The sequence below is a fragment of the Acutalibacter caecimuris genome (assembly GCF_034335085.1).
Classification (GTDB): Bacteria; Bacillota; Clostridia; order Oscillospirales; family Acutalibacteraceae; genus Acutalibacter; species Acutalibacter caecimuris.
On sequence record NZ_JAWXXJ010000002.1, the window covers coordinates 161,310 to 185,476 of the forward strand.

The following is a 24,167-nucleotide window of genomic DNA, read 5'->3' on the forward strand; positions in this document are numbered from 1 at the left end:
GGTTTGCGTAGCGTGGCTATTGCAAATCGGTATAAGGAGAAAAGGAACCAGGAAGAAAGCCTTTGAAGTACGTATAGTAAGTACATAGGCAAATAGATGCAATAGCCGGCGCAGGTGTATTCCCAAGATAAGCGCTATGAGCTATGCAAAAGGTGAAAGACGGCAAAATCAACGAAAACAACAAAAGGGGCAAACCTGGCAAAAGGGGCTGTGCCGGGTCCTCCGCCGGTGCGGGGGGTGCGGGAAGAAACAGCGGTTTGCCTGCGGGGGAAGTTTAGGGTGAACGCCAACGGGCGGCGGCTGGACGTGTGGCTGATCTACCGCTGCGAGAAGTGCGGCCATTCGGCTGCGCGGGCGTTTCACTGCAGGGGCTTAAGGGGCGCTGCCCCTTAAGAATCCCCGCCAGCGCTGTGGCGGCGCTGGACCCGCCCAGCGGCCCCGTTGTGCCGGTATATAGACAAAAAACGCAGTGCCCCTGGAAGGTTTGGGGGGATCGCGTTTTTTTGTTTTAAGGGCGTTTCGCTGCGGGGGCTTAAGGGGCGCTGCCCCTTAAGAATCCCCGCCAGCGCTGTGGCGGCGCTGGACCCGCCCAGCGGCCCTGTTGTGCCGGTATATAGACGAAAAACGCAGCGCCCCCGGAAGGTTTGGGGGGACTGCGTTTTTTGTTTTAAGGGCGTTACGCTGCGGGGGCTTAAGGGGCGCTGCCCCTTAAGAATCCCCGCCAGCGCTGTGGCGGCGCTGGACCCGCCCGGCGGCCCCGTTGTGCCGGTATATAGACGAAAAACGCAGCGCCCCCGGAAGGTTTGGGGGGACCGCGTTTTTTGTTTTAAGGGCGGGGGGAGCGGCCGAAAATCAGGGAAAGAAAAAACGTGGGCGGGATTGGGTCTTGCTCGCGGGGGGAGGGCTAAGGGGAGAGGGCTGTTGGTGCGCGGGGGAGGGGTTTCCAAAGGGGCTTTGCCCCTTTGGCGGGGATTCTTAAGGGGCAGGGCCCCTTAAGCCGCCGGAGGCAAAAAGGGGGGACAGAAGGGGGGAAATTAGGGGAGGAGTTTTTGGTAGAGGGTGAAACGCTCCAGGCCGTAGGGGGCGAGGCCGATGTCTACGCCGGTTTGGAGGGGGGTAAAGCCGTTTTTCTCGTAGGCGGCGATGGCGGGGGTGTTGTTCTCCCAGACAAAGAGGCGCAGGGCGGCGGCGCCGGCCTGGCGGGCCAGGGTTTCCGCCTGGGCCAACAGGCGGCCGGCGACGCCCTGGCGGGCAAAGGCCGGGTGCACGGCAACTACGTGGACGTACCAGACCGGCCCAGGGGCGGGGGCAGTTGCCTGCGCGCTTTCGCTGGGCTGACCGGCCCCGGTTTCTGCCGCCGCGGGCGGCGGGGCATGGTTCTCCGCCGTTTCTGCCGGTGCGGCCTCTTCTGCGTCCTCCGCCTCGGCGCTGGGGTTGTCCGTAAGGCCCAGGGAGCCGGCCAGCCGGCCGCCGGCATGGGCCAGGAGCAGGACGCCGGTTTGCTGGTAGAGCCGGGCGTTCTCCTCGGTGGGGAACATACCCCGGCGCCAACCGGGGTTGTAGGGCTTATCCGCCAGGCCGTCGCACACGGCGGCGTAGAGCCCACCGACGGCGGGGAGGTCGGCGGGGGTGGCCTGGGTGAGGGTGATCTCCATGGGTGGGGCCTCCTTTTTTTGAAAAAAATAACGCCTGAAAGCGTTGCAAATGCTGCTTGTGGGCAGGGTATTATCCAAAAAGATCAAAAATATACGAAAAAATTCTTGGCAGGGGTTGACAACGGGGCGGGAGTGGTTTACAATAATATACTGTATCATCATCGATAAAATAAGCTGCCTATGCCCTGCAACGTCCAGTATACCACAGGGGAGAAGGGGTGTCAAGCGGCTGGCGCAAAAAAACCGTTTTTTTGTGTAATTTTATGGATGTACCTTCCGGTGTGCGGGCGGCGGGCGAAACCGCCGGGCCGCGGAGAAATTCAAGGATAGGAGTGGCTGTGCGTAATGGTGAATGTTAAACCGGTCCAGTTGGGTAAGACCACGCGGATGAGCTTTGCCAAGATCGAGGAAGTCCTGAAAATGCCCAACCTCATCGAGATACAGAAGAACTCGTATGAGTGGTTCTTGAAAGAGGGGCTCAAGGAGGTCTTCAACGACGTATCGGGGATTACGGACTTCAACAACAACCTGGTGCTGGATTTTGTGGACTACAAGCTGGACGACAAGCCCAATTACAGCGTAACGGAGTGCAAGGAGCGGGACGCCACCTACGCGGCTGCCCTGCGGGTGACGGCGCGGCTGCTCAACAAAGAAACCGGGGAGATCAAGGAGAGCGAAGTCTTTATGGGGGATTTCCCCCTGATGACCCAGAGCGGCACCTTTGTCATCAACGGCGCGGAGCGGGTGATCGTGTCCCAGTTGGTGCGCTCGCCGGGCGTGTACTATAAGATGGACTATGACCGTTCGGGCAAGGAGCTGTTCAGCTCGACCATTATACCCAACCGGGGCGCCTGGCTGGAGTATGAAAACGACATCAACGATGTGTTCTATGTGCGCATCGACAAAAACAGGAAGGTGCCGATCACCACCTTCATCCGCTGCCTGGGGCTGGGCACGGACCAGCAGATACTGGACCACTTTGGCGAGGACGACCGGATACGGGCTACGCTGGAGAAGGACGCGGCCCACTCGGAGGCGGAGGGCCTGCTGGAACTGTACCGCAAGCTGCGCCCCAGCGAGCCGCCTACCATCGAGAGCGCCCAGAGCCACCTGAACGGCCTGTTTTTTGACCCCAGGCGGTACGACCTTTCCAGGGTGGGGCGGTATAAGTACAACAAGAAACTGCGCCTGGAAGGCCGCCTGACCGGCCAGGTGCTGGCCCAGCCGGTGGCGGACCCCTCTACCGGGGAGATTATGGCCGACGTGGGGGACACCGTGAGCCGGGAACTGGCGGAGCGGATGGACGACGCCGGCGTAAGCTGCGTGGTGGTGACCCTGGACGGGAAGGACGTGAAGATCCTTTCCAACGGCATGGTGGACATTGGCAAGTACGTGGCCTTTGACGCCCTGAAGGAGTGCGGCATCAACGAGCGGGTGAGTTTCCCGGTGCTGCGGGAGATACTGGACCAGTGTGGGGACGACGAGGCCGGGCTGAAAAGGGCCCTGCGTCGGCGGCGGGGGGAATTGATCCCCAACTTTATTACGGTGGAGGATATTTTTGCCACCATCAACTATATGAACTGCCTGGCCCAGGGGCTGGGGCTGACGGACGACATCGACCACCTGGGCAACCGGCGCATCCGCTCGGTAGGGGAGCTTTTGCAGAACCAGTTCCGCATCGGGTTCTCCCGGCTGGAGCGGGTGATACGGGAGCGCATGACCTTGCAGGCGGCGGATTTGGAGCAACTGACCCCCCACTCCCTGATCAACATCCGGCCGGTGGTGGCGGCTATTAAGGAGTTCTTCGGCTCGTCGCCCCTCTCGCAGTTTATGGACCAGACCAACCCCCTGGCCGAACTGACCCACAAGCGCCGGCTTTCGGCGCTGGGGCCCGGCGGCCTCTCCAGGGACAGGGCCAGCTTTGAGGTGCGGGACGTGCACTACACCCACTATGGCCGGATGTGCCCCCTGGAAACCCCGGAAGGGCCCAACATCGGGTTGATCTCTTACCTGGCCAGCTTTGCCAAGATCAACGAATACGGCTTTATCGAGGCGCCCTACCGCAAAGTGGACAAGGCCACGGGCCGGGTGACGGATGAAGTGGAATATATGACCGCCGACGTGGAGGACGCCTACATTGTGGCCCAGGCCAACGAGCCCCTGGACGAGGAAGGCCACTTTGTGCACAGCCATGTGGTGGGCCGGTACCGGGACGAGTTTGTGGACGTGGACGCCGGGCGGGCGGACTATATGGACATCAGCCCCCGAATGGTGGTGTCGGTGGCCACGGCGTGCATCCCGTTTTTGGAGCATGACGACGCCAACCGGGCCATGATGGGCTCGAATATGCAGCGGCAGGCCGTGCCCCTGATCAAGACCCAGAGCCCCATTGTGGGCACGGGCATGGAGTATAAGGCCGGGGTGGACTCCGGCGTATGCGTGCTGGCCCGGCGGGGGGGCGTGGTCAAGTCGGTTTCCGCGGACCTGGTGCGGGTGACGGCGGACAACGGGGATATAGACGACTATGACATCATCAAGTTCATGCGCTCCAACCAGAGCACCTGCATCAACCAGGTGCCGGTGGTGGACGTAGGCGAACGGGTGGAAGAGGGCAGCGTGATTGCCGACGGCCCGGGCATTAAGAACGGGGAGATCGCCCTGGGCAAGAACGCCCTGATCGGCTTTATGACCTGGGAAGGTTATAACTACGAGGACGCGGTGCTGCTTAACGAGAAGATCGTGCGGGACGACGTGTATACCTCTATCCACATAGAAGAGTACGAGATGGAGGCCAGGGACACCAAGCTGGGGCCGGAGGAGATTACCAGGGACATCCCCAATATGGGCGGCGACGTAATGGCCGACCTGGACGACCGGGGCATTGTGCGGGTAGGCGCCGACGTGCGCGCCGGCGACATTTTGGTGGGCAAGGTGACGCCCAAGGGCGAAACCGAACTGACCGCCGAAGAGCGGCTGCTACGGGCTATCTTTGGCGAAAAGGCCAGGGAAGTGCGGGATACCTCTTTGCGGGTGCCCCACGGCGAGTACGGCGTGGTGGTGGACGTGAAGGTGTTTACCAGGGAGAACAGCCACGACGAGCTCTCCCCTGGGGTGAACAAGGTGGTGCGCTGCTATATTGCCCAGAAGAGGAAGATCAGCGTGGGCGACAAGATGGCCGGCCGCCACGGCAACAAGGGCGTGGTGTCCCGAATTTTGCCTGAGGAGGAGATGCCCTTCTTGCCCGACGGCACGCCCCTGGACATTGTGCTGAACCCCCTGGGCGTGCCCAGCCGGATGAACATCGGCCAGGTGCTGGAAGTGCACCTGGGCATGGCCGCCAGCACCTTGGGGTGGAAGATTATGACCCCGGTATTTGACGGGGCCCAGGAGGCGGATATCCGGGAGTGCTTCCGTATGAGCGACCTGAACGAGGACGGGAAGTTCTGGCTGCGGGACGGCCGCACGGGCGAGTACTTTGACAACCCGGTGACCGTGGGGTATATGTATTACCTGAAACTGCACCACCTGGTGGACGACAAGATACACGCCCGGAGCACCGGGCCCTACTCGCTGGTGACCCAGCAGCCCCTGGGCGGCAAGGCCCAGTTTGGCGGCCAGCGCTTTGGCGAGATGGAGGTGTGGGCCCTGGAGGCCTACGGCGCCGCCTATACCTTACAGGAGATATTGACGGTGAAGTCTGACGACGTGGTGGGCCGTGTGAAAACCTATGAGGCCATTGTGAAGGGGCAGAACATCCCCACGCCGGGCATACCCGAAAGCTTTAAGGTACTGATAAAAGAATTGCAGAGCCTGGGCCTGGATGTGAAGGTGCTGGACCAGAACAACGAGGAAATTGACCTGAAACAGACATTTGACGACGACGATATGGGCCTGACCCCGGCCGGCGATGTGTTTGACGAGCAGAATGTGGCCGACGATATGGACGGCTACTACCAGGAGGACGAGAACGGCGAACTGATAGAGGAAGAGGACGAGGACGAGTTTGACAGCGGCCTGGACGACGGGGACTTTGGCCTGGACGACGGCGGGGACGACGACTTTTAACAGCGGGAAAGGAAGATGGTGGCAGCTATGGAATTCAACACATTTGAGTCGATCAAGATCGGCCTGGCCTCCCCGGACCAGATACGGGAATGGTCCCATGGGGAGGTAAAAAAGCCGGAGACCATCAACTACCGCACCCTGAAACCGGAACGGGACGGCCTGTTCTGCGAGCGGATTTTCGGGCCCACCAAGGACTGGGAGTGCCACTGCGGCAAGTACAAGCGCATCCGCTACAAGGGGAAGGTCTGCGACCGCTGCGGCGTGGAAGTGACCCGCAGCAAGGTGCGCCGGGAGCGCATGGGCCATATTGAACTAGCCGCCCCGGTATCCCATATCTGGTACTTTAAGGGCATACCCAGCCGGATGGGGCTGATTTTGGACCTATCGCCCCGGATATTGGAAAAGGTACTTTACTTTGCCATGTATATTGTGACCGACCCGGGGGAAGTGCGGGAACTCTCGAAAATGCAGACGCTGACCGAGAAGGAGTACCGGGACCTGCGGGAGAAGTACGAGGACGACTTTAAGGCCGGCATGGGCGCGGAGGCCATTAAGGAACTGCTGGCGGAACTGGACCCGGAGAAACTCTCGGTAGAACTGAAAGAGGAACTGGAGGCGGCCAGCGGGCAGAAACGGATGCGCATCCTTAAGCGGCTGGAGGTGGTGGAGTCCTTTAGGGCCTCGGGCAACCGGCCGGAGTGGATGATTTTGGACGTGGTGCCGGTGATACCGCCGGATATACGGCCCATGGTGCAACTGGACGGCGGCCGCTTTGCCACCAGCGACCTGAATGACCTGTACCGCCGGGTGATCAACCGGAACAACCGGCTGAAACGCCTGCTGGAACTGGGGGCCCCGGACATTATTGTGCGCAACGAAAAGCGGATGTTGCAGGAAGCGGTGGACGCGCTGATTGACAACGGCCGCCGGGGCAGGCCGGTGACCGGGCCCAACAACCGGCCGCTGAAGTCCCTTTCGGATATGCTAAAGGGCAAGCAGGGGCGCTTTAGGCAGAACCTGCTGGGCAAGCGGGTGGACTACTCCGGGCGCTCGGTGATTGTGGTGGGGCCGGAGCTGAAGATGTACCAGTGCGGCCTGCCCAAGGAAATGGCCCTGGAGCTGTTTAAGCCCTTTGTGATGAAACGGCTGGTGGAAACCGCCGCCGTGAACAATATCAAGGCCGCCCGCAAGGCCGTGGAGCGGGCGGAGCCCAAGGTGTGGGACGCCCTGGAAGTGGTGATTAAAAACCACCCGGTGCTGCTGAACCGGGCGCCGACCCTGCACCGGCTGGGCATACAGGCCTTTGAACCGGTGCTGGTGGAGGGCCGGGCCCTGAAACTGCACCCCCTGGTGTGCACCGCCTACAACGCGGACTTTGACGGGGACCAGATGGCCGTGCACGTGCCCCTTTCCGCAGAGGCACAGGCGGAGGCGCGGTTTTTGATGCTGGCGGCCAACAACCTGCTGAAACCCTCGGACGGGCGGCCGGTGGCGGTGCCCACCCAGGACATGGTGCTGGGGTCTTACTACCTGACCCTGGACAAGGAAGGGGAGGACGGCGAAGGCAAGGTGTTCCGCAACATGGAAGAGGCCCTGATGGCCTATGACGCCAAGGCCATCAGCCTGCACGCCAAAATAAAGGTGCGGCGCACCGTGGAGTTTGGGGGCAGGCCCATTACCGGGCTGGTGGAAACAACCATGGGGCGGATGATCTTTAACCGGCCCATACCCCAGGACTTGGGGTATGTGGACCGCTCTACCCCGGAAGGGGCCTTGCAGTTTGAGATCGACTTTTTGGTGGGCTCCAAGCAACTGAAGAATATTATCGAGCGGTGCATTAAGGTGCACGGCACCGAGCGCTCGGCCGAGGTACTGGACGAGATAAAGGGCCAGGGCTACAAGTACTCCACCATCAGCGGCATTACGGTGGCGGTGTGCGACGCCACCATACCCGGCGACAAGAAAAAGCTGGTGGCCGCCGCCGAGGCCGAGGTAGGGGTGATCAGCGGCGAGTACAGCGAGGGCCTGCTCTCGGAGCGGGAGCGGTATGAATCGGTGCTAAAGGTATGGGACAAGTGCACAAGGGACGTGGCCACGGCCCTGCAAAGAGGGCTGGACCGGTATAACCCCATCTACATGATGGCGGACTCTGGCGCCCGTGGCAGTATCTCCAACCTAAACCAGTTGGCCGGGATGCGGGGCAATATCTCCAACACCTCGGGCAAGACCATCGAGATACCCATCCGCTCCAACTACCGGGAAGGGCTGAACGTGCTGGAATACTTCATTTCCTCCCGCGGGGCCAGGAAGGGCACCACGGACACGGCCCTGCGTACCGCGGACTCGGGCTACCTGACCCGCCGGCTGGTGGACGTATCCCAGGAGGTGGTGATCCGGGAAGAGGACTGCGGTACCCACGAGGGCATTGAGGTGTTCGAGATCCGGTCGGGCCCGGAGTCCATTGAGCCGCTGAAGGAGCGGCTGGTGGGCCGGTACCTGGCGGACGACTACTGCGACGAAGAGGGGAACGTGCTGGTTTCCAGGGATAAGCTGATGGACGACCAGGACGCGGACACCATTATTGACCGGGGGACGGAGCGCATTAAGATACGCACCGTGCTGAACTGCCGGGCCAAAAACGGCGTGTGCAAGCGCTGCTACGGCGCGTCGCTGGCCACGGGCAAGCCGGTGCAGGTGGGCGAGGCCGTGGGCATCATCGCGGCCCAGTCCATTGGCGAGCCGGGCACCCAGTTGACCATGCGTACCTTCCATACCGGCGGCGTGGCCAGCGCGGACGACATCACCCAGGGCTTGCCCCGTATTGACGAGCTGTTTGAGGGCCGCAAGCCCAAGCACGTGGCCATTATCAACGAACTGGACGGCCAGGTAAGCTTTGAGGAGATTAAACGCAACCGCCATGTGGTGGTGACCAATGACGAGAGCGGGGAAACCAAGTCTTACCTGATCCCCTTTGGCAGCCGGGTGACGGTGAAGGAAGGGGAGTATATCAAGCGGGGCAAGTACATCACCGAGGGTTCGGTGAGCCCCCATGACGTACTGGCCATCAGCGGCGTGCAGGAGGTACAGGACTACCTGATACAGGAAGTACAACGGGTGTACCGGATGCAGGGCGTGGACATCAACGATAAGCATATAGAGATTATTGTGCGGCAGATGCTGCGCAAGGTACGGGTAGACGACGCGGGGGATACGGACCTGATGGTGGCCTCGCTGGCGGACAAGAATGAGGTGTACTTTGCCAATGAGGAGATACGCCGGCGGATCGCCCTGGGCGAAACCGGGCTGCGGGAGGCTACCTTTACCCCGGTGCTGCTGGGCATTACCAAGGCCTCGCTGGCAACGGACTCCTTTATGTCGGCGGCTTCCTTCCAGGAAACGACCAGGGTACTGACGGACGCGGCCATTAAGGGCAAGGTGGACGGCCTGGTGGGCCTGAAGGAAAACGTGATTTTGGGTAAACTGGTGCCCGCGGGCACGGGCCTGAAAATGTATGGCCAGGTGGAGATAGAATCGCGGATACCGGAGGAGCCCCCGGTGTACAGCGAGGAGCGGCCGGAACGGCCGGAGCCCTCGCAGGTGGAGCCGCTGGACTTTATGATGGACGATGAGGACGACGAGGATGAGGGCTTTGAGGCCCCCATGCCGGAAGAACAGCAGGAACCCCGGCCTGAGGTGGTATAGTTTTGGGTAAAAGGGGGAAAATCCCGGGCAGGGATGAAAAAACTTGACAGACGCTGTCTGTTGGTGCTATAATCTGCAAGATGGGCAAAATCTAGCGGAAAAGGCCGCAAAAAGGCCGGCGAAAGCCGGGGACGCGGCCCTACCGGCAGAAATAAAAAGCGCGGGCGGTTTGCCCGTGGACGGCCGAGGGGGAACCTGCGGGACAGAGCGCGGCGGATAACGCCTTAGAAGCTTTTGGGAGTTCTTAGAACCCTTTTCCCGAAAAGGGTTCTAAGCCGCCGGAGGCCAAGGCACCGGCGGCCAGCAGGCCCTATCGGCTAGGAGAGGCGGAATGGCGGCGAAAGCTGCCTTCGCATATATAATTTTTAAAGAAGGAGGTGCAGCTATGCCTACTTTTAACCAGTTGGTTAAAAACGGCAGGTCCGACGCTGTGAAGAAGTCCAAGGCCCCGGCGCTTTTGAAGGGGTGGAACTCCAAAAAGCGCGCGGCGATCGACCAGGACTCCCCCCAAAAGCGGGGCGTTTGCACGACGGTGACCACCCGTACACCCAAAAAGCCGAACTCCGCCCTGCGGAAGATCGCCCGGGTGCGGTTGTCCAACGGCATTGAGGTGCTGTGCTATATCCCCGGCGTGGGGCACAACCTGCAGGAGCATAGCGTGGTTATGATCCGCGGCGGCCGTGTGCGCGACCTGCCCGGTGTGCGCTATCACATCATCCGCGGCGTGCTGGATACCCAGGGCGTGGCCAAGCGTATGCAGGCCCGTTCGAAGTACGGCGCCAAGCGGCCCAAGGCCGGCAAGAAATAAGAGTAACCCTGTAAGCTATTCGGCTTAATTTATATAGATTCAATCCGGCAAAGCCCGGAGGGGGTCTTAGGTAAATTGCCTTTTAGCTGACCGGAGGCTTTGGCAGGGGGGACCCTGGCGGGCCTTCGAGTACCGATGAATTCATTTTATGAAGGAGGGAAGATTATGCCAAGAAGAGGCAATGTGGCAAAGCGCGACGTTTTGCCGGACCCCTTGTATAATTCCAAGCTCGTCACCAGGCTGATCAACAGCGTAATGCTGGACGGCAAAAAGGGCGTAGCCCAGAAGATTGTGTACGGCGCCTTTGAGATCGTGCAGGAGAAAACCGGTAAGGAGCCCCTGGAGGTGTTCGAGCAGGCTATGGAGAACGTAATGCCCAGCCTGGAGTGTAAATCCCGCCGTGTGGGCGGTTCTACCTATCAGGTGCCGATGGAGGTTCGCCCCGAACGGCGGCAGACCCTGGGCCTGCGGTGGATGACCAGTTTTGCCCGTACCCGCAACGAGCGCACTATGCGCGAGCGGCTGGCCGGGGAAATTTTGGACGCCACCAACGGCGCGGGCGGCGCGGCCAAGAAACGGGACGATACCCACAGGATGGCCGAGGCCAACAGGGCGTTTGCACACTACCGCTGGTAAGGGCGGTGGCTAAAGGCGGCCCCCGCCTGGGCGGGAGAGCGGCCTGAAAGCCTATAAAAAGCCCCGGCGGCGGGAGCCCCGGATGAAGGCCCCCGGCAAAGAGCCCTGCAACCTTTGGATTGAAGGAGGAAACAACGTATTTATGGCCAGACAGGTACCACTTGAATTGACAAGGAACATCGGCATTATGGCCCACATTGATGCCGGTAAGACGACTACCACGGAACGTATTTTGTTCTACACAGGCGTCAACTACAAAATCGGCGAGACTCACGAGGGTGCCGCCACGATGGACTGGATGGCTCAGGAACAGGAGCGCGGCATCACCATCACATCCGCCGCCACCACCTGTTTCTGGCCGGACCGCAACGGCAAGCAGAACCGCATCAACATCATTGACACCCCCGGCCACGTGGACTTTACCGTGGAAGTGCAGCGTTCGTTGCGGGTGCTGGACGGGTCTGTCACCGTGTTTTGCGCCAAGGGCGGCGTTGAACCCCAGTCTGAAACCGTATGGCGGCAGGCGGACGAGTATAAAGTCCCCCGCATGGCCTATGTAAACAAAATGGATATTATGGGCGCGGACTTCTACCGGGTGGTGCAGATGATGAAAGACCGGCTGAAGTGTAACGCGGTGCCCATCCAACTGCCCATTGGGGCGGAGGAAACCTTTAAGGGCATCATCGACCTGGTGGAGATGAAAGCCTATGTGTACTATGACGATTTGGGCAAGGATATCCGCTGCGAGGATATCCCCGAAGATATGCTGGAGCAGGCCCAGCAGTACCGGGCCGAACTGGTGGAGCACGTGGCGGAGCTGGACGACGCCCTGATGGAGAAATACCTGGGCGAGGAAGAGATCAGCATAGAGGAGATCAAGGACTGCATCCGTAAGTCTACCATTGCCAACCACATGGTGCCGGTGACCTGCGGGACCTCTTACCGCAACAAGGGCGTGCAGAAACTGCTGGACGCGATTGTGGACTATATGCCCGCCCCCACGGACGTGCCCCCCATTAGGGGCACACACCCGGACACCGAGGAGGAAATGGTGCGCCACTCCTCTGACGAGGAGCCCTTTGCCGCGCTGGCGTTTAAGATTGCCACAGACCCCTATGTGGGCAAGCTGTGTTTCTTCCGGGTCTATTCCGGCTCGATAGAGGCGGGCGCCACGGTGTATAACTCGGTGAAAGACAACAACGAGCGCATGGGCCGCATTGTGCAGATGCACGCCAATGACCGCAAGGACATTGACCGGGTATATGCCGGCGACATTGCCGCCGCAGTGGGCCTGAAGAACACCACCACCGGCGACACCCTGTGCGACGAGAAACATCCGGTTATCCTGGAGTCCATGGAGTTCCCGGAGCCGGTTATCCGGGTGGCTATTGAGCCCAAGACCAAGGCGGGCCAGGAGAAGATGGGCATTGCCCTCTCTAAGCTGGCGGAGGAGGACCCCACCTTTAAGGCGTATACCGACGAGGAGACGGGCCAGACCATCATCGCCGGCATGGGCGAGTTGCACCTGGAGATCATTGTGGACCGGCTGCTGCGGGAGTTTAAGGTGGAGGCCAACGTGGGCAAACCCCAGGTGGCTTACAAGGAGACCATCCGCAAGGAGAGCCAGAGCGACACCAAGTATGCCCGGCAGTCCGGCGGTAAGGGCCAGTATGGCCATGTTAAGATCCGCATTGAGCCCAACCCGGCGGGTGGCTACGAGTTTGTCAACGCAGTGGTGGGCGGCGCCATCCCCAAGGAGTATATCCCCGCGGTGGACCAGGGCATTCAGGGCGCGATGCTCAGCGGCGTGCTGGCAGGCTACAATGTAGTGGACGTGAAGGTAAGCCTGTACGACGGTTCTTACCACGAGGTGGACTCCTCTGAAATGGCCTTTAAGATCGCCGGTTCTATGGCCTTTAAAGAGGCCATGCGCAAGGCCGACCCGGTGCTGATGGAGCCCATTATGAAGGTGACGGTCATTACCCCCGAAGAGTATATGGGCGACGTCATCGGCGACCTGAACAGCCGCCGGGGCATGATTTTGGGTATGGACGCCCTGCCCGGCGCCCAGCAGGTCAACAGCGAAGTGCCCCTTTCGGAGATGTTTGGCTACGCGACGGATATGCGTAGCAAGACCCAGGGCCGCGGCCAATATACCATGGAGCCCGCCCATTACAGCGAGGTGCCCAAGGCTATCTCGGAGAAGATCATCAGCGACAGGGGCCGCAAGAACGACTAAGGGCGAAACCCCGGCGCGGGGGGGGAAATCCCCCGCCAAAGAAAAGCAGAAATTTTGCTTGCTTTTTTGACCAATTATTGGTAGAATGTATACAAGCAAAGCTTGGACTAATTTAATTTGCAAGGAGGAAATATTCCAATGGCAAAGGCAAAATTTGAACGTACCAAACCCCATGTAAACATTGGCACCATCGGCCACGTGGACCATGGCAAGACCACCCTGACCGCCGCCATCACCAAGGTGCTGGCCATGAAGGGCGACGCCGACTTTATGGACTATGCCAACATCGACAAGGCCCCTGAGGAGCGGGAGCGCGGCATTACTATTAACACCGCCCACGTAGAGTACCAGACCGACGCCCGCCACTATGCCCACGTGGACTGCCCCGGCCACGCCGACTATGTGAAGAACATGATTACCGGCGCTGCCCAGATGGACGGCGCGATCCTGGTAGTTTCCGCTGCGGACGGCCCCATGCCCCAGACCCGTGAGCACATCCTGCTGGCCCGCCAGGTGGGCGTGCCTGCTATGGTCGTGTATATGAACAAGGTGGATCAGGTGGACGACGACGAGCTGCTGGAGCTGGTGGAGATGGAAGTCCGCGAGATGCTCAGCGAGTACGAGTTCCCCGGCGATGATATCCCCTTCATCAAGGGTTCCGCCCTGCAGGCTCTGGAGAGCAGCAGCACCGATCCCAACGCCCCCGAGTATGCTTCCATTCTGGAGCTGATGAACGCGGTTGACAGCTATATCCCCACCCCCGAGCGCAAGGCCGACCTGCCCTTCCTGATGCCTGTGGAGGACGTTATGACCATTACCGGCCGCGGCACCGTGGCTACCGGCCGTGTGGAGCGTGGCCAGCTTAAGCTGAGCGAGGAAGTGGAACTGGTCGGTTTGACCGAGGAGACCCGCAAGGTGGTTGTCACCGGTATCGAGATGTTCCGCAAGACTTTGGATTACGCCGAGGCCGGCGACAACGTGGGCGTACTGCTCCGCGGTGTGCAGCGCAATGAGATCGAGCGCGGCCAGGTGCTGTCCAAGCCCGGCTCCATCCATCCCCACACCAAGTTTAAGGGCCAGGTTTACGTGCTGACCAAGGACGAGGGCGGCCGCCATACCCCCTTCTTTAACAACTACCGTCCCCAGTTCTATTTCCGTACCACGGACGTGACCGGCGTGATTTCCCTGCCCGAAGGCACCGAGATGTGTATGCCCGGCGACAACGTGGACATGGACGTGGAACTGATCACCCCCATCGCCATTGAAGAGGGCCTGCGTTTCGCTATCCGTGAGGGTGGCCGTACGGTTGGCTCCGGCGTTGTTACCGCTATCAATTCCTAAACCAAGCTTTTCGGGAGGCTCCCCTTGTGGGGGCCTCTTTTTTTGTGTGCGGGTGGATGAGCAGGAGATAGCATGGGGCTGCGGTTTCTTCCTTTGGCGAAGGGGGCCGGCGAAAAAAATTTTGCGGGGCATCAACAATTTGGGCCGGTGGATTGTGTAGTAAACAGAAAGAGGAAAGGGGGCGGGCAAATGGCCAGCGGATTTTCTCAAGAGGAACTGGCGGACCTGTATCAGCGGCATTATAAGATGGTGTACCAGATCTGCCTGGTGCTGATGAAACAGGTGGCCGATGCGGAGGACGCCACCCAGACCGTCTTTCGGAAGGCGATGGAACAGGCAAGGCCATTCCGTGATCCGGAGCACGAGAAGGCCTGGCTGATCGTTACAGCCCGGAACGAGTGCCGCAACCAACTGAAGTACTGGTGGCGTACCCGGCAGGCGGGCAGCGAGGCGCTGGATACCCTTACCTGGGAGGGGCCGGGGGACCGGCAGGTGTGGGAGCAGGTGGCGGCATTGCCGAAACCCCACCGGCTGGTGCTCTACCTGCACTACTACCAGGGCTACACCACCGGGGAGGTGGCACAGATGCTGGGGGAAAACCCCGCCACGGTGCGCGCCCGGCTGGTACAGGCAAGGAAGAAACTGAAATTGAAACTGGAGGAAGAGGGCTATGGAACAACGTGATTTGAACCGGATGTTTGATCAACTAAACCCGGTCCCCGGACGGGCCCAGGCACTGCTGGATGGGATCCTCCAGGACGGGACAAGGAGGGAATTTGTAATGGAAAAGCGGAAACGGTTGGTTGCCAGTGTGGCAGTGGCCATACTGCTGATGACCTGCACCATAGGGGCGGTGGCATCGATGTTCCGGGTGCAGATTACGGAGAAGGATGAGGCGGGGACGGTCTGGCTGTCCGAAGGGATTGCCTATTACCCGCTGGAGAGCCTTTCGGAGAAGGTGCGGGCCCTGGACGGCCAGCCGGCGGAACTTTTCGCCTTTGACTCCTGGGAGGCGGTGGAGGGGTTTATCGGGCTGGATTTGATGAACAACCCAGTACTGGACGCGGCCCCGGCTAAGGAGTATGGCTTTCAGATCGACTTAGGGCACAAGAAGAGCGGCGGACAGTTTGTGGTGATCACCCAGCCGGAATTGGAGCATATACGGGCCCACGGGTGTTTTGAGATCGGCCAGGTGGACATTGACGTGGAAAGCGAAGTGTTTACAGAGCGGATGGACGCCCAGGGGAAGGGCTGGGACGAGAAGTTCCACGGGTACGATTTTACGGAGAACACGGAACTGGAGCGGGAAACCTACACGGCCACCAGCGGGTTGGAGGCGCAGATCATGCAGATTACCTACGGCGAAGGGCATTACAGTTGTATGGCGGCGTTCTCGTTACAGGGCATACCCACCGTTGTGCGGGCAAACGCCCAGGGGAGCATGGAAGAGGCCCGGACGGTTTTGCTGGAGGTTTTGGACGGGTTTATTCCCGGATAGGCCCCCAACCCCCGGAAGGGGAAAGAAAAGCGATGGATAGCATAAATAAGGCGTGCCCCAGGGAGGTTCCCTGGGGCACGCCTTTATGGGTGGGGGAAGTGTGGGCCGAAACGGCAGGGCGCAGTGGGAGAGGGCAAGGCCGCCCCTTACGGCCCAGGGGCTTGCTGTTTCCGGTAGGCGGAGGGGGACATACCCTTTAGGCGGGAGAAGGTGCGGGAGAAATAACTCATATCGTTAAAGCCACAACTTAGGGCAATGTCCGTTACGGCCTCGTCTGTTAGGGCCAGGCGCTCACCGGCCTGCTCGACCCGGAAGTAGTTCAGGTACCCGATGGGGGTGCGGCCGGTCATTTGGGCAAAGGCCCGGCAGAAATACTTGGGGTTCATGCCGGCCACCTGGGCCAACTCAGGCAGGGCAACGGGCTGGTCGTAATTGTCCCGGATAAAGGTCAGCACATTTTTAAGCTGGAGGATGCGTTTGCGGTTTTTGATGGGGGGCTTGGCCGGGGCTTTGACCTGGAGCAGGCCCCCCATCATCTGCCATAAAAGCCCCATAGCCGTCCACTCATAGCCCCGCGCCCGGCCCTCCAGGGCGCTGAAAAGCCGGGCGGCCAGTTGGGCCTGGCTGCTGCCGGCGGGGAACACCCCACTGAAACCGCCCTCTTCCGCCAGGAATTCCTGGGCGTTGCGGACACAGACCGGGGTGTTGTGGAGCAGCGCGCCCAAATCTACCACCACGCACTGGTAGACGCTGTTTTGGGGGATGCCGCCGTGGACCGCCCCCTCGCCGATCCAGGCGCAGTCCCCAGGTCCCATGGGCAGGCCGCGGCCGTCGATGGTCAGGTGGAAGGCGCCGCTGCGCACCAAAATCAACTCATACTCCAGGTGCCAGTGCAGGGGCATCTGGTAGCGGGGGGAGGAGCGGTCTACATCGTATAAGGCCAGGGGGAAGTCAAAGGTGCCCCGGCGCTGGTTCTCGTATAAGCTGTTATAACCCATAATGCTTGAAAAGGTAAAAAGGTGAATATACTCCTAATTTGCAGGCGGATTTGTCCAAGAAACAAAAGGCGAAACGTACTATAATGCAATTAGTATAGCATAGCAGCAAGCCGCTTTGCTCCTTGCCAAATCGCCAGGGCGATTTGTAAACTTGCTTTGCAAGTTTCGACTCTACTGAAATACCCTGTGGGTATTATAGCATGGCACCGGTTGCCTGTCAACAAGGAGGAGTTTTTATGGAAGATTACCAGGGCATTTCGGAACAGATTTGCGACATATGTCACAAGATGTGGCAGTTGGGCTGGGTGGCGGCCAACGACGGTAATGTGAGCGCGCGCCTGCCGGACGGCAGGGTGATTGCCACCCCTACGGGGATAAGCAAGGCCTTCATCACCCCGGATAAGCTGGTGCTTTTAGACAGCCAGGGGAACCTTTTGGAGGCCGGGGAGGGCTACCGGCCCTCCAGCGAGATAAAGATGCACCTGCGCTGCTACGAAAAGCGCCCGGACGTGGCCAGCGTGGTGCACGCCCACCCGCCGGGGGCGACCGGCTTTGCCGTGGCCCACAAGGCGATGGATATGTACAACATGATTGAGGATGTGGCGGTTATCGGCTCGGTGCCGCTGACCCCCTACGGCACCCCCTCCACCAGGGAGGTGCCCGACGCCATTGCGCCTTACCTGGAGGAGCACGATGTGATGCTGCTGGAGAACCATGGGGCCCTGGCGGTGGGCAGCGATGTGCTGACGGCTTTTTACCGCATGGAAAGCCTGGAGTTGTGGGCAAAGATTACCATTAACGCGGTGATATTGGGGGGCAGCTATGACATTAGCCGGGAGAACATACAAAAGCTGATCGGCCTGCGGGGCTACTACCAGGTTACCGGACGGCACCCGGGGTACAAGGTATTTAACCCAGAGGACGAGGCGCTACATAAAAGCAGAAACCCTAAGGAGGCAGAAAAATGAATTACCCGAAAATCGGCATACGCCCGGTGATTGACGGCCGCTGGGGCGGCATACGGGAGGGGCTGGAGGCCCAGACCATGGGCATGGCCCGGAGGGCGGCGGAACTGATTGGCAGCAGCCTAAAATACCCAGACGGCACGCCGGTGCAATGTGTGGTTTCCAGCACCACCATTGGGGGCGGGGCAGAGGCCGAAAAATGCGCGGAGGAGTTTTCCGGGCAAAATGTGGTGGCGACCCTGAGCGTGACCCCCTGCTGGTGCTATGGAACCGAAACCTTTGACATGGACCCCCAGACCATTAAGGCTGTGTGGGGGTTTAACGGCACCGAGCGGCCGGGGGCCGTGTACCTGGCGGCGGTGATGGCTGCCCATGCCCAAAAGGGCCTGCCCGCTTTTTCCATCTATGGCCACGACGTGCAGGACCTGGGTGACGGGACCATCCCCGCGGATGTGGCGGAGAAGATACTGCTCTTTGCCAGGGGCGCGGTGGCCGTGGGCTGGATGAAGAATAAAGCCTATGTGAACCTGGGCGGCGTGGCGATGGGCATTGCCGGCAGCTACTGCAACGGGGATATGTTCCAGAAGTACCTGGGTATCCGGGCCGAGTGGGTGGATATGACGGAGATCCTGCGGCGCATTGCCCTGGAGATTTACGACCGGGCGGAGTATGAGAAGGCCCTTGCCTGGATAAAGGAGAACTGCAAGGAGGGCTTTGACCTGAACGAGGGCAAGGATCTGCCTGGGCTGATTACCCGCTCTAAGGTGGTGGAGCCAGACCAGGATTGGGCGTTTATCGCCAAGATGACCCTGATCGTCCGGGACATCCTGTATGGCAACCCCAAGCTGGACGAACTGGGCTGGCATGAGGAGGCTTTGGGCCGGAACGCGGTGGCAGGAGGGTTCCAGGGGCAGCGCCAGTGGACCGACTGGCTACCCAACGCGGACTTTACCGAGGCGATCATGGCTTCTACCTTTGACTGGAACGGCACTAAGGCCCCGACCCCCTTTGCCACGGAGAATGACACCCTGAACGGCGTGGCGATGCTGCTGGGCACGCTGGTGAGCAATACGGCCCCCTGTTTCCACGATGTGCGCACCTACTGGAGCCCCGCGGCCTGTGAGCGGGTGACGGGCCACAAGCCTGCTGGTGTGGCAGCAGGCGGGTTTATCCACCTGATCAACTCCGGGGCCACGGCCCTGGATGGCTCGGGCGCGGCCAAAAACGCGGAGGGCCAGGGCTGCATGAAACCTTTCTGGGAGATGACGGGGGAGGATGTGGCGGCCTGCCTGGCGGCTACGGACTGGTGCCGGGCCAACTATGAATACTTCCGGGGGGGCGGGTTCTCCAGCCACTTCCGCTGCCGGGCGGAGATGCCCGTGACCTTGCTGCGGGTGAATGTGGTGGACGGCATCGGGCCGGTTTTGCAGTTGGCAGAGGGCTGGACCGCGGACCTGCCGGACGGGATCCACACGGTGATTGACAAGCGCACGGACCCCAGTTGGCCGACCACCTGGTTTGTGCCCAGACTGACCGGCCGGGGGGCATTCAGCGATGTATACAGCGTGATGTCCAACTGGGGCGCGAACCACGGGGTAACGGTGTACGGCCATGTGGGGGCCGAGCTGATCACCCTGGCCGCCATGCTGCGCATACCGGTCAATATGCACAACGTGGAGGCCGGGCGGGTGTTCCGCCCCCACGCCTGGGCTGCCTTTGGCACCGAGGACCCAGAGGCCGCGGACTACCGGGCCTGCCGGACCTATGGGCCGCTGTATAAGTAAAGGGACATATTCTGCATATTCTGGAAGGAGGAAAGACCTTATGAAAATAGCCGCTATTGGCGCCTGGCACGTACATACCATGGAGTATGCCCAGGCCATTCAAAAGAACCCCAAGGCCCAGCTTTGCTGCCTGTGGGACGACGACCCGGCCAGGGGCCAGGAAACCGCCCAAAAGCTGGGGGTGCCTTTTCAACCGGATCTGAAGGCCATTTGGGCTGACCCGGCTATCGACGGGATCCAGGTCACGACGGCCACCAGCCAGCACACCCAGGTGCTGCTGGCCGCTGCCAAGGCGAAAAAGCATATCTTTACGGAAAAAGTACTGGCCTTTACCAACGAAGAGGCACAGGAGATTGCGGCCGCCGTGCGGGCAAGCGGGGTGAAGTTTACCATATCTTACCCCCACAAGACCCGGCCTGCCCTGAAAGCGGCCAAGGAACTGGCCCAGAGCGGCCAACTGGGGCAGATCACCTATGCGCGGGTGCGCAATGTACACAACGGCAGCAGTGCCGGCTGGCTGCCGGAGCACTTTTACAACGCGGCCCAGACCGGCGGCGGGGCTATGATGGACCTGGGGGCCCACCCCATGTATACCCTGCACTGGCTGATGGGCGAGCCCCAGTCGGTGGTTTCCCTGTTCACCCAGGTTACCGGGAAACCTGTGGAGGACAATGCGGTGTCTGTGCTGGCGTTCCCGGACGGGGCCATTGGTGTGTCGGAAACGGGGTTTGTTACCGAGGGCAACCCCTATGTGCTGGAGGTGAGCGGCACCCAGGGCTCGTTGATGGTGCACAACGACGTGCTGGAATACAGCAGCCGGGAAACAGGGGGCCAGGTGGTACAGGTGCAAGACCTGCCTGCCCCGGACCCTATGCCCATAGACGGGTGGATTGACGCGGTGGTGGCGGGCGGGGAAGCCCCCAACGGTATCAACGACGCCCTGGCCCTGACCCGGCTGATGGTGGGCGCCTATGAGGCGTACCGCACGGGCGCAAGGTATCAATTTTAAAACGTATAAGGGTTTCAAGGGTTGAAAGCGGAAACAGCGTCCCGGAGGCGATGGCCTTTGGGGCGCTGTTTTTGTGTTTGGCGGGAGGAAGAGGGGGCGGGGGGATTTCCCGCGGCAAGGCCGGGGAGGCGGGGCGGCCGTGTTGCATGACGGGGGCGCTTGGCGCAAAAGCGAAACCTTGGCGATTGGATGATTGGCGAGAGAAGGCACCGGGCTATAGGGAGATTTTGTGGCAAATGCGTAGGGGAAGAGATAGGTTGCCTGGAATAAACGCAAAAAAGTCTGGAATAGAAAATCGTTTTCTGTTATAATTGTAGTAAGGACCTGTGGGGCGCGCAAAGGGGGACGGAAGGCCGGGCTGGTAAGCGGCCTTTTGCGCGCTGCCGGCAGAGGGCTATCAATATTTTAAGGAGGCATCCTATGGAAGTAAAAGAATGGACCTACGAGGAGATCCCCGCGTATGAGGGCCGCCCGGAGGGCGTGCAGGTGATAGAGAGCACCGGGGACGAGCCCGGCGTTGCCTATCTGCACGACGTGGAGTACGCCAACATAGACGGCACGCCCTTGCGGTTGCAGATTCTGGCACCCTTCAGCCGCAACCAGCATTACCCGCCTATGGAAGGGCAGGCAGTGAACCCTTTGCCCTGCTATGTGTTCGTCCAGGGGTCGGCCTGGATGAAACAGTATGTTTACATGAACGTGCCCGCCCTGGCCAAGCTGGCCCTGCGGGGGTATGTGTGCGCCATTGTGGAGTACCGGCACTCGGGCATTGCCCCCTTCCCGGCCCAGATCAAGGACGCCCGCAACGCCGTACGCTTTTTGCGCAAGAACGCCGGGGCTTATGCCATTGACCCGGAGAAGATCATCATGGCTGGGGACTCCTCCGGCGGGCACACGGCCATGTGGGCGGGGATGCTCCATGACGACGATACCGGGGACAACCTGTACCAGGGTATCAGCGGCGACACCTGCGGCGTAGTGAACTACTACGGCTCTACCTCGGTGATGGCCCCGGACTCCAACCCCATCCAGATAGCCCACTGCCTGCCGGAAAGCCCTGAGGGCATGGTGATGGGCGGCAAGAACCTGCTGGAGCACCCGGAACTGGCCCGGCAGCTTTCGGTGGAGTGCAACATTGACGGGGACACGGTGCTGCCGCCGGTGCTGATATTCCACGGCACGAAAGACCGGCTGGTTAACTGCGAGGGCAGCGCCATCCTCTATGAGCAGCTTAAAAAGACCGGGCACCCGGTGGATTTCTACCTGATTCAAGGCGCGGACCACGGCGGGCCGGAGTTCTGGACCGACGGGGTGCTGGACATTGTGGACGGATTCTGCCGGAAATGTTTTGGGGATATACAATAATTGCCCGGTGCAAGGGGCTTAGCGGCTACCCGGCGGAGGGCTTGGGGCGCCGGGTAGCCCGCTATTTCCCCGGAGGGTAAACAAAAGGAGGAAAAGCCATGCAATACCAAAAGCTATTTACCCCGATGAAGATTGGGAGCGTTACCGTTAAGAACCGCTTTGCCCTGGCCCCGATGGGGCCTTTGGGGCTGGCGGATGCGGAGGGGGGCTGGAACCAGCGGGGGATCGACTACTATACCCGCCGGGCCCAGGGGGGTACCGGGCTGATCATTACCGGGGTGACGTTTTCCGACTGCCAGGTGGAAACCCAGAGTATGCCCAATGTGCCCAACTCGACCTATAACCCGGTGCATTTTGTCCGCACCAGCCGGGAGATGACCGAACGGGTCCACGCCTACGGCAGCAAGATATTCCTGATGATGTCCGGCGGCTTTGGCCGGGTGACCATCCCCACCAACCTGGGGGAGTTCCCGCCGGTGGCACCTTCGGCTATCCCCCACCGCTGGCTGGATAAGACCTGCCGGGCCCTGACGGTGGAGGAGATCCACAGCATTGTCCAATCTTTTGGCGACGGGGCCTACCATGCCAAGCGGGGCGGCTTTGACGGGGTGGAGATCCACGCGGTGCACGAGGGGTATTTGCTGGACCAGTTTGCCATCTCTATGTTCAACCTGCGTACCGACGAGTATGGCGGCCCTTTGGAAAACCGCCTGCGCTTTGCCAGGGAGGTGGTGGAGGAGATCAAAGCCCGCTGCGGGAAAGACTTCCCGGTGGCCTTGCGGTTCAGCCTGAAGAGCATGATCAAGGACTGGCGGGAGGGCGCCTTGCCGGGGGAAGAATTTGTGGAAAAAGGCCGGGATATCGAAGAGGGTCTGGAGGCCGCAAAGCTTTTGGTTTCCTACGGCTATGACGCTTTGGACACGGATGTGGGCACCTATGACGCCTGGTGGTGGAACCATCCGCCGATGTACATGGACAAGGGGTTGTTCCGGCCCTATTGCAAGCTGGTAAAAGAGGTGGTGGACGTACCGGTGTTCTGCGCCGGGCGCATGGACGGCCCCGACATGGCGTTGGCCGCTGTGGAGGACGGCACTTGCGATATCGTCAGCCTGGGGCGGCCCCTGCTGGCGGACCCGGACTATGTGAACAAGCTGCGGGCCGGGCGGTACGTGGATGTGCGGCCCTGCATCTCTTGCCAAGAGGGCTGCATGGGGCGGATACAGGAGTATTCCATGCTCAACTGCGCGGTGAACCCCCAGGCAGCCAGGGAGCGGGTAACGGCCTATGAGCCGGTGTGCAAGCCCAAAAAGGTGCTGGTGGCAGGTGGCGGCGTGGCCGGCTGCGAGGCCGCGCGGGTGCTGGCTATCCGGGGGCACAGGCCGGAACTGTTTGAGAAGGGGGGACGGCTGGGCGGCAACTTGATCCCCGGCGGTGCGCCTGCGTTTAAGGAGGACGACATGGCCCTGGCCAAATGGTACGCCCATACCCTGGAGCGGCTGGGGGTACCCGTTACCCTAAACCACGAGGTGACAAGGGAAGAAGTGCTGGCGGGGGGCTATGACGCAGTGGTGGTGGCCACAGGCTCCCGGCCCAAGGTATTCCCCCTGGGGGATGACGGGCACACCTATACGGCGGCGCAGGTGCTGCTGGGGGAGAAGGACTGCGGCCAGAGCACGGTGGTAGTGGGCGGCGGCCTGGTGGGCTGCGAAACGGCCCTCTGGCTGGCACAGCAGGGCAAGAAAGTGACCATTGTGGAGGCCATGGACAGGCTGATGGCCGTGAACGGCCCCCTCTGCCATGCCAACAAGGATATGCTGGAGCGGCTGGTGCCCTACCATGGGGTGGAGGTGGTCACCGGTGCGAAGGTGAAAAGCTATGCCGGCGGTGTGGCCACCGTGGGAACGGCGGAAGGGGAAAAGCAGGTGCCCTGCGACAGTGTGATTTTAGCAGTAGGCTACCGGGAGGAGGATACCCTTTACCACCAGTTGGAGTTTGACGTGCCGGAAATCTACCTGCTGGGCGACGCGAAGGCGGTTTCCAACATTATGTACGCCATTTGGGACGCTTTTGAGGTGGCCAACCATATTTAAAGGAGAGGGGCG

General features: G+C 60.7%; 16 protein-coding genes. 14 read left to right on the forward strand and 2 right to left on the reverse strand.

Translation table 11 applies throughout. The annotated features are described in order from the left end of the window. The first annotated feature begins 210 nt into the window (after positions 1-210). A complete protein-coding gene (locus U8U01_RS02100) occupies positions 211-393 on the forward strand; it encodes a DUF1062 domain-containing protein (RefSeq protein ID WP_322169633.1) in 183 nt (60 codons plus the stop codon). Positions 394-1,034: 641 nt separating this feature from the next. Here U8U01_RS02100 and U8U01_RS02105 read toward each other — a convergent pair. Further along, on the reverse strand, positions 1,035-1,655 hold the full coding sequence (locus U8U01_RS02105; protein ID WP_322169636.1) for a GNAT family N-acetyltransferase: 621 nt from the start codon (positions 1,653-1,655) through the stop codon (positions 1,035-1,037). Positions 1,656-2,000: 345 nt separating this feature from the next. Here U8U01_RS02105 and rpoB point away from each other — a divergent pair, with 345 nt between their 5' ends. The 8 genes from rpoB to U8U01_RS02145 all read left to right on the forward strand — a co-directional run bounded on the left by rpoB (position 2,001) and on the right by U8U01_RS02145 (position 15,944). Next, the gene (gene rpoB, locus U8U01_RS02110; protein WP_322169639.1) at positions 2,001-5,720 is read left to right on the forward strand and encodes a DNA-directed RNA polymerase subunit beta; all 3,720 of its coding nucleotides are present in this window, start codon (positions 2,001-2,003) and stop codon (positions 5,718-5,720) included. A 27-nt stretch (positions 5,721-5,747) separates the two neighbouring features. Continuing rightward, positions 5,748-9,422: a DNA-directed RNA polymerase subunit beta' gene (rpoC, locus tag U8U01_RS02115; protein ID WP_322169642.1), complete on the forward strand. Its 3,675-nt coding sequence runs from the start codon at positions 5,748-5,750 to the stop codon at positions 9,420-9,422. Positions 9,423-9,807: 385 nt separating this feature from the next. Then, positions 9,808-10,230, forward strand: a complete 423-nt coding sequence (gene rpsL, locus U8U01_RS02120) for a 30S ribosomal protein S12 (protein ID WP_322169644.1) — start codon at positions 9,808-9,810, stop codon at positions 10,228-10,230. 165 nt (positions 10,231-10,395) lie between these two features. After that, on the forward strand, positions 10,396-10,866 hold the full coding sequence (rpsG, locus tag U8U01_RS02125; RefSeq protein ID WP_322169646.1) for a 30S ribosomal protein S7: 471 nt from the start codon (positions 10,396-10,398) through the stop codon (positions 10,864-10,866). Positions 10,867-11,008: 142 nt separating this feature from the next. Then, entirely contained in the window at positions 11,009-13,105 is a 2,097-nt protein-coding gene (fusA, locus tag U8U01_RS02130) for an elongation factor G (protein WP_322169648.1), read from the forward strand. A gap of 138 nt (positions 13,106-13,243) precedes the next feature. Next, positions 13,244-14,446 carry an elongation factor Tu gene (gene tuf, locus U8U01_RS02135; protein ID WP_322169650.1) on the forward strand — a complete coding sequence of 401 codons (1,203 nt, stop codon included), beginning with the start codon at positions 13,244-13,246 and terminating at the stop codon, positions 14,444-14,446. A gap of 189 nt (positions 14,447-14,635) precedes the next feature. Continuing rightward, positions 14,636-15,130 (forward strand): RNA polymerase sigma factor, encoded by a 495-nt coding sequence (locus tag U8U01_RS02140; protein ID WP_322169651.1) that lies wholly within the window; start codon positions 14,636-14,638, stop codon positions 15,128-15,130. Further along, positions 15,117-15,944 carry a hypothetical protein gene (locus U8U01_RS02145; RefSeq protein ID WP_322169653.1) on the forward strand — a complete coding sequence of 276 codons (828 nt, stop codon included), beginning with the start codon at positions 15,117-15,119 and terminating at the stop codon, positions 15,942-15,944. Before U8U01_RS02140 ends, U8U01_RS02145 begins: the two co-directional genes overlap by 14 nt. A gap of 146 nt (positions 15,945-16,090) precedes the next feature. Here U8U01_RS02145 and U8U01_RS02150 read toward each other — a convergent pair whose 3' ends face one another. Next, a complete protein-coding gene (locus U8U01_RS02150; RefSeq protein WP_322169655.1) occupies positions 16,091-16,942 on the reverse strand; it encodes an AraC family transcriptional regulator in 852 nt (283 codons plus the stop codon). Between the two features lie 236 nt (positions 16,943-17,178). On the opposite strand from U8U01_RS02150, the gene U8U01_RS02155 reads away from it, so the two are divergent. The 5 genes from U8U01_RS02155 to U8U01_RS02175 all read left to right on the forward strand — a co-directional run bounded on the left by U8U01_RS02155 (position 17,179) and on the right by U8U01_RS02175 (position 24,155). Beyond that, the gene (locus U8U01_RS02155; RefSeq protein ID WP_322169657.1) at positions 17,179-17,910 is read left to right on the forward strand and encodes a class II aldolase/adducin family protein; all 732 of its coding nucleotides are present in this window, start codon (positions 17,179-17,181) and stop codon (positions 17,908-17,910) included. Beyond that, entirely contained in the window at positions 17,907-19,691 is a 1,785-nt protein-coding gene (locus tag U8U01_RS02160; RefSeq protein ID WP_322169659.1) for an L-fucose isomerase, read from the forward strand. The genes U8U01_RS02155 and U8U01_RS02160 overlap by 4 nt, the downstream gene beginning before the upstream one ends. A 40-nt stretch (positions 19,692-19,731) precedes the next feature. Beyond that, positions 19,732-20,700: a Gfo/Idh/MocA family protein gene (locus tag U8U01_RS02165; protein WP_322169662.1), complete on the forward strand. Its 969-nt coding sequence runs from the start codon at positions 19,732-19,734 to the stop codon at positions 20,698-20,700. Positions 20,701-21,120: 420 nt separating this feature from the next. Further along, positions 21,121-22,065 carry an alpha/beta hydrolase fold domain-containing protein gene (locus tag U8U01_RS02170; RefSeq protein WP_322169664.1) on the forward strand — a complete coding sequence of 315 codons (945 nt, stop codon included), beginning with the start codon at positions 21,121-21,123 and terminating at the stop codon, positions 22,063-22,065. A 98-nt stretch (positions 22,066-22,163) separates the two neighbouring features. Then, positions 22,164-24,155: an oxidoreductase gene (locus tag U8U01_RS02175; RefSeq protein ID WP_322169666.1), complete on the forward strand. Its 1,992-nt coding sequence runs from the start codon at positions 22,164-22,166 to the stop codon at positions 24,153-24,155. The last annotated feature ends 12 nt before the right edge of the window (positions 24,156-24,167 follow it).